Annotated in this window: 4 protein-coding genes and 1 pseudogene; all 5 read left to right on the top strand. The window is 71.9% G+C overall.

What is annotated here, in order from left to right:
• Nucleotides 1-1,714 (top strand): annotated as a pseudogene (locus tag G3I41_RS08010) (hypothetical protein); the annotation flags it as partial.
• A gap of 186 nt (nucleotides 1,715-1,900) precedes the next feature.
• On the top strand, nucleotides 1,901-2,839 hold the full coding sequence (locus tag G3I41_RS08005; protein WP_164399603.1) for a cellulose-binding protein: 939 nt from the start codon (nucleotides 1,901-1,903) through the stop codon (nucleotides 2,837-2,839).
• 76 nt (nucleotides 2,840-2,915) lie between these two features.
• The gene (locus tag G3I41_RS08000; RefSeq protein ID WP_164399602.1) at nucleotides 2,916-3,905 is read left to right on the top strand and encodes an ATP-binding cassette domain-containing protein; all 990 of its coding nucleotides are present in this window, start codon (nucleotides 2,916-2,918) and stop codon (nucleotides 3,903-3,905) included.
• A gap of 2 nt (nucleotides 3,906-3,907) precedes the next feature.
• Nucleotides 3,908-4,687 (top strand): ABC transporter permease subunit, encoded by a 780-nt coding sequence (locus tag G3I41_RS07995; RefSeq protein WP_164399601.1) that lies wholly within the window; start codon nucleotides 3,908-3,910, stop codon nucleotides 4,685-4,687.
• Nucleotides 4,688-4,833: 146 nt separating this feature from the next.
• The coding region (locus G3I41_RS07990; protein ID WP_164399600.1) for an ABC transporter ATP-binding protein at nucleotides 4,834-5,951 on the top strand (1,118 nt) is incomplete at its 3' end.

The raw sequence follows: 5,951 nt of genomic DNA, 5'->3' as shown, positions 1-5,951 counted from the left end.
GGAGGCCGCCGAGGCGCTGGCCGCCGCCCAGGAGGAGGCGAACCGGCGCCGGCGCGAGGCCGAGGAGACGCTGGACGCGGCCCGTTCCGAGGCGAACCAGGAGCGCGAGCGCGCCCGTGAGCAGAGCGAGGAGCTGCTGGCCTCCGCGCGCAAGCGGGTCGAGGAGGCGCAGGCCGAGGCGCAGCGGCTGACCGGCGAGGCGGAGAGCCGGGCGGCCGAGCTGGTCGCGGCGGCCGAGCAGACCGCCCAGCAGGTGCGGGACGCCGTCAGCGGGCTCCAGGAGCAGGCCGAGTCGGAGATCGCCGGGCTGCGCTCGGCGGCGGAGCATGCCGCGGAGCGGACGAAGTCCGAGGCCCAGGAGGAGGCCGACCGGCTGCGGGCCGACGCGCACGCCGAGCGGGAGCGGGCGGGCGAGGACGCCTCGCGCATCCGCCAGGTGGCCAAGGAGGAGACGGACGCCGCGAAGGCGATGGCGGAGCGTACGGTCTCCGAGGCGATCGCGGAGTCCGAGCGGCTGCGGGCCGACACCTCCGAGTACAGCCAGCGGATGCGCACCGAGGCGTCGGACGCGCTGGCGTCCGCCGAGCAGGACGCGGCGCGCAGCCGGGCGGAGGCCCGCGAGGACGCCAACCGGATGCGGACCGAGGCGGCTGCCCAGGTCGACCTCCTGGTGTCCGAGGCGACCGCCGAGGCCGAGCGGATGCGCACGGACGCGGAGCTCCAGGCGTCCCGGACCGTGGACGAGGCGGCGGGCGACGCGGAGCGGATGCGGGCGGAGGCTTCGGCCACCGTGGGCTCCGCCCAGGAGCACGCGGCGCGCACCCGGGAGGAGTCGGAGCGGCTGCGGGCGGACGCGGAGGCGGCTGCCGAGCAGATGCGGGCCGAGGCGCGCCAGGAGGCGGACCGGCTGCTCGACGAGGCGCGCGAGGCGGCGTCGAAGCGCCGGGCGGACGCGGCGGAGCAGGCGGACCAGCTCATCGCCAAGGCCCAGGAGGAGGCGCTGCGCGCGGCCACGGAGGCCGAGGAGCAGGCCGACACGATGGTCGGCGCGGCGCGCAAGGAGGCCGTGCGGATCACCTCCGAGGCGACGGTCGAGGGCAACTCGCTGGTCGAGCGGGCCCGGACGGACGCGGACGAGCTGCTGGTCGGCGCGCGTCGGGACGCCACGCAGATCCGGGAGCGGGCCGAGGAGCTGAAGACCCGCGCGGAGACCGAGGTCCAGGAGCTGCACGACCGGGCTCGCCGGGAGACGGCCGAGCAGGTCAAGACGGTCGGCGAGCGCGTGGACAAGCTGATGAAGGCCGCCACCGAGCAGCGCGAGGAGGCCGCGGAGAAGTCCAAGGAGCTGCTGGCGGACGCCAACTCGGAGGCGAGCAAGGTCAGGATCGCCGCCGTGAAGCGGGCCGAGTCGCTGCTCAAGGAGGCCGAGCAGAAGAAGGCCAGTCTGGTGCGCGAGGCCGAGAAGCTGCGGGCGGACGCCGAGGCCGAGGCCAAGCGGATGGTGGACGAGGGCCGGCGCGAGCTGGAGGTCCTGGTGCGCCGGCGTGAGGACATCAATACGGAGATCTCCCGTGTCCAGGACGTGCTGGAGGCGTTGGAGTCCTTCGAGACCCCGGCGGCGGGCGGTAAGGGCGGGGGCTCCGCACCGGCCGGCGGCGTCAAGGCCGGTGCCGCGGCGGGCACTCGATCGAGTGGCAAGCAGTCCGATGGGTAGCCGACGGGCCGTCGTCCGTGGTTGCCCATGGACCCTCCTTCCTCCGAGTGGCAAGGGGTAGGGCGTGTTCGCCACTCAAAAGGGGTGTCATTCTCCAGATCAAACCGGCATCCACTCGATGACACGCCGTTTCGGCCCCTAGGATTCCCTCTATCACCTCACCGGTCTCACTTCGACAGGAACCCCATGAGTGACCCTTCCTCCCCCTTCGGCTTCGAACTCGTGCGGCGTGGTTACGACCGCGGTCAGGTGGATGACCGCATTACCAAGCTCGTCGCCGACCGTGATAGTGCTCTCGCCCGCATCACATCGCTGGAAAAGCGCATCGAGGAGCTGCACCTCGAAACGCAGAACGCCCAGGCCCAGGTGAACGACGCGGAGCCGTCGTACGCGGGTCTCGGCGCGCGTGTGGAGAAGATCCTCCGCCTGGCCGAGGAGGAGGCGAAGGACCTGCGCGAGGAGGCCCGTCGCGCAGCCGAGCAGCACCGCGAGCTCGCCGAGTCCGCCGCCCAGCAGGTGCGCAACGACGCCGAGACCTTCGCCGCCGAGCGCAAGGCCAAGGCCGAGGACGACGGCGTCCGCATCGTCGACAAGGCCAAGGGTGAGGCCACCGCGCTGCGCTCGGACGCGCAGAAGGACGCGGCGCAGAAGCGCGAGGAGGCCGACGCCCTCTTCGAGGAGACCCGTGCCAAGGCCGCCCAGGCCGCCGCGGACTTCGAGACCAACCTCGCCAAGCGCCGCGACCAGTCGGAGCGCGACCTCGCGTCCCGCCAGGCCAAGGCCGAGAAGCGCCTCGCCGAGATCGAGCACCGCGCCGAGCAGCTTCGCCTGGAGGCCGAGAAGCTGCGCACGGACGCGGAGCGCCGGGCCCGTCAGACGGTGGAGACCGCGCAGCGCCAGTCCGAGGACATCGTGGCGGACGCCAACGCGAAGGCCGACCGCATCCGCAGCGAGTCGGAGCGCGAGCTCGCGGCCCTCACCAACCGCCGCGACTCGATCAACGCGCAGCTGACCAACGTCCGCGAGATGCTGGCGACGCTGACCGGTGCCGCGGTGGCCGCCGCCGGCACCCCCGCCGACGAGGAGCCCGCCTCGCGCGGTGTCCCGGCCCAGCAGACGCGCTGATTCCGCTTGCTGTACCCGCGTGCCCGGTTCCGCCTTTGTGGTGGCGCCGGGCACGCGGCCGTTCTAGCGTGAACGCATGATCGAGCTCGATGGCCTCACGAAGCGGTACGGGAACAAGGTCGCCGTCGACCAGTTGTCGTGCGTGATCAGACCGGGAATGGTGACGGGTTTTCTGGGACCCAACGGGGCGGGCAAGTCCACCACGATGCGGATGATGCTCGATCTCGACAACCCGACCAGCGGTTCCGTGCGGATCGACGGCAAGCACTACCGCGAACTCTCGGAGCCCCTGAAGTACATCGGGGCGCTCCTGGACGCCAAGGCGATGCACGGCGGGCGCAGCGCGTACCACAACCTGCTCTGTCTGGCGCAGAGCAACCGCATCCCCGAGCAGCGGGTGGCGGAGGTGCTGGAGACCGTGGGCCTGACCGCGGTGGCGAGGAAGAAGTCCAAGGGGTTCTCGCTCGGCATGGGCCAGCGCCTGGGCATCGCGTCGGCGCTGCTCGGTGATCCCCGGATCCTGATGTTCGACGAGCCGGTCAACGGCCTCGACCCCGAGGGCATCCACTGGATCCGGAACCTGATGCAGACGCTCGCCGCGCAGGGCCGGACGATCTTCGTCTCCTCGCACCTGATGAGCGAGATGGCACTGACCGCCGACCACCTGATCGTGATCGGCCAGGGCAGGCTCCTCGCGGACACCTCGATGGCCGACTTCATCCAGGAGAACTCGCGCAGTTACGTCCGGCTGCGCTCCCCGCAGCAGGAGCGGCTGCGCGACGTGCTGCACCAGGAGGGCGTCGTCGCCGTCGAGGCGGAGGGCGGTGTGCTGGAGGTGGACGGCGCCACCACCGAGGACCTGGGCGAGCTGGCCGCCCGGCACACGATCACGCTGCACGAGCTGAGCGCCCAGCGGGCGTCGCTGGAGGAGGCGTTCATGCAGATGACGGCGGGCGCGGTCGAGTACCACGCGCACTCGGAGCCGGGCGGCGGCGCGCCACCGCCCGAGGGCCGGGCGTGGGGCGAGGGCTGGGTCCAGCGGCCCGGCGGCGGAGAGGGGGCGTGACGATGGCTTCGGTTCCCGCGGTCCTGACTTCCGAATGGACCAAGATCCGCACGGTCTCCTCCACCACCTGGACGCTGATCTCCGCGTTCCTGGTCACCGTGGCGATGGGCGCGGCCGTGTCCGCGTTGATGAACAGCCAGTTCGACGATCTGGAGGAGGCGCAGCGGCTGACCTTCGACCCGACGCTCTTCAGCTTCTCGGGGATGGTCCTCGGCCAGCTGGCGATGGTGGTGTTCGGAGTGCTCGTCGTCGGTACGGAGTACAGCTCCGGCATGATCCGCACCTCCCTGGCGGCGGTGCCGCAGCGGGCGACCTTCCTGTTCAGCAAGATGCTGGTGGCCGGGGTCCTCGCGCTGGTGGTGGGGCTGGTCACCAGTTTCGCCGCGTTCTTCCTCGGCCAGGCCCTGCTGGGCGACCACGGTACGGACATCGGCGCGGATAACGTGCTGCGCGCGGTCGTCGGCGGCGGCCTCTACATGGGGCTGATCGCGCTGTTCTCCATGGGGGTGGCGGCGATGCTGCGCAGCTCGATGCTGTCGCTGGGCATCCTGATGCCGTTCTTCTTCCTGGTCTCGCAGATCCTGTCGGCGGTGCCGGGCGCCAAGAAGGTCGCCCTGTACTTCCCGGACCAGGCGGGCTCCAAGATCATGCAGGTGGTGCCGAACGCGATGGACAGCGATCCGGGGCCGTACGGGCCGTGGGCCGGGCTGCTGATCATGGTGGCCTGGGTGGCGGCCGCGGTGCTCGGCGGCTTCCTCGTACTCAAGAAGCGGGACGCCTGAGCACCCGTACGGAAGGGCGGCCCGGGACTCGCCCCCGTAACGGCTTGGGCGGAACCGTCAAGGCGCGGATATCCTCCTCACTCATACGGGGGCGTACGGCTGGACGGCGTGTGCCCCGACGACAGATAAGTCGATGGGGCTGGAGCATGATCGAGGCAGTCGGCCTGACCAAGCGCTATGGCGCGAAGACGGCCGTGTACAACCTTTCCTTCCAGGTGCGGCCGGGGGCCGTCACCGGGTTCCTCGGTCCCAACGGGTCCGGCAAGTCGACCACCATGCGCATGATCCTCGGCCTGGACCGGCCGACGGCCGGCCGGGTCACCATCGGCGGCCACGAGTTCCGCAACCTGCCGAACGCGCCCCGCCAGGTCGGCGCCCTGCTCGACGCGAAGGCGGTGCACGGCGGGCGCAGCGCCCGCAACCACCTGCTCTCGCTCGCCCAGCTGGCCGGCATCCCGGAGGCCCGGGTGGACGAGGTGCTGGGCGTCGTCGGCCTCCAGGACGTGGCCCGCAGGCGCTCCAAGGGTTTCTCGCTGGGCATGGGGCAGCGTCTGGGCATCGCGGCGGCGCTGCTCGGCGACCCGCAGGTGCTGCTGTTCGACGAGCCGGTCAACGGCCTCGACCCGGAGGGCATCCTCTGGGTCCGCAACCTGATGAAGATGCTGGCGTCCGAGGGCCGGACGGTCTTCGTCTCCTCGCACCTGATGAGCGAGATGGCCCTCACCGCCGACCACCTGATCGTGATCGGGCGCGGCCAGCTGATGGCCGACATGAGCGTCAAGGACTTCATCTCGGCCAACTCGGCCGACTTCGCCCGGGTCCGCGTCCCGGACGAGACGCCGGAGCAGCGCGAGAAGCTGACCGCCACGCTGACCGAGGCGGGCGGCCGGGTCCTGTCGGAGCCGGACGGCGCCCTGCGGGTCACCGGTCTGGCGCTCCCCCGGATCAGCGACCTGGCCCACGAGTCGGACGTCCGGCTGTGGGAGCTCTCGCCGCACCAGGCGTCGCTGGAGGAGGCGTACATGCGGATGACGCAGGGCGCCGTGGACTACCGCTCGACGGTCGACCAGCGGGCCCACCTCCAGCAGCAGCCGCCGCATCCCGGCTACGGGCAGCAGCCGGGGTACGCCCCGCCGCCGCAGCAGCCCGTGCCGGACGTGCCGCAGCAGGGCTGGTACGCCCCGCCGCCGCCCGGACAGAACCCGTACGCGGCCGCCGCGCCGGCCCAGGCGCCCGCTCCCCCGGCCCAGGCGCCCACTCCCCC

Source organism: Streptomyces sp. SID9727, assembly GCF_010550605.1.
In the GTDB taxonomy this organism is placed as follows: Bacteria; Actinomycetota; Actinomycetes; order Streptomycetales; family Streptomycetaceae; genus Streptomyces.
This window is presented reverse-complemented; position numbering and strand designations above follow the sequence as displayed.

Coding starts and splice junctions, on each gene's coding strand:
- G3I41_RS08005 (WP_164399603.1), top strand. CDS start 1,901: ATGAGTGACCCTTCCTCCCCCTTCGGCTTCGAACTCGTGCGGCGTGGT.
- G3I41_RS07995 (WP_164399601.1), top strand. CDS start 3,908: ATGGCTTCGGTTCCCGCGGTCCTGACTTCCGAATGGACCAAGATCCGC.
- G3I41_RS08000 (WP_164399602.1), top strand. CDS start 2,916: ATGATCGAGCTCGATGGCCTCACGAAGCGGTACGGGAACAAGGTCGCC.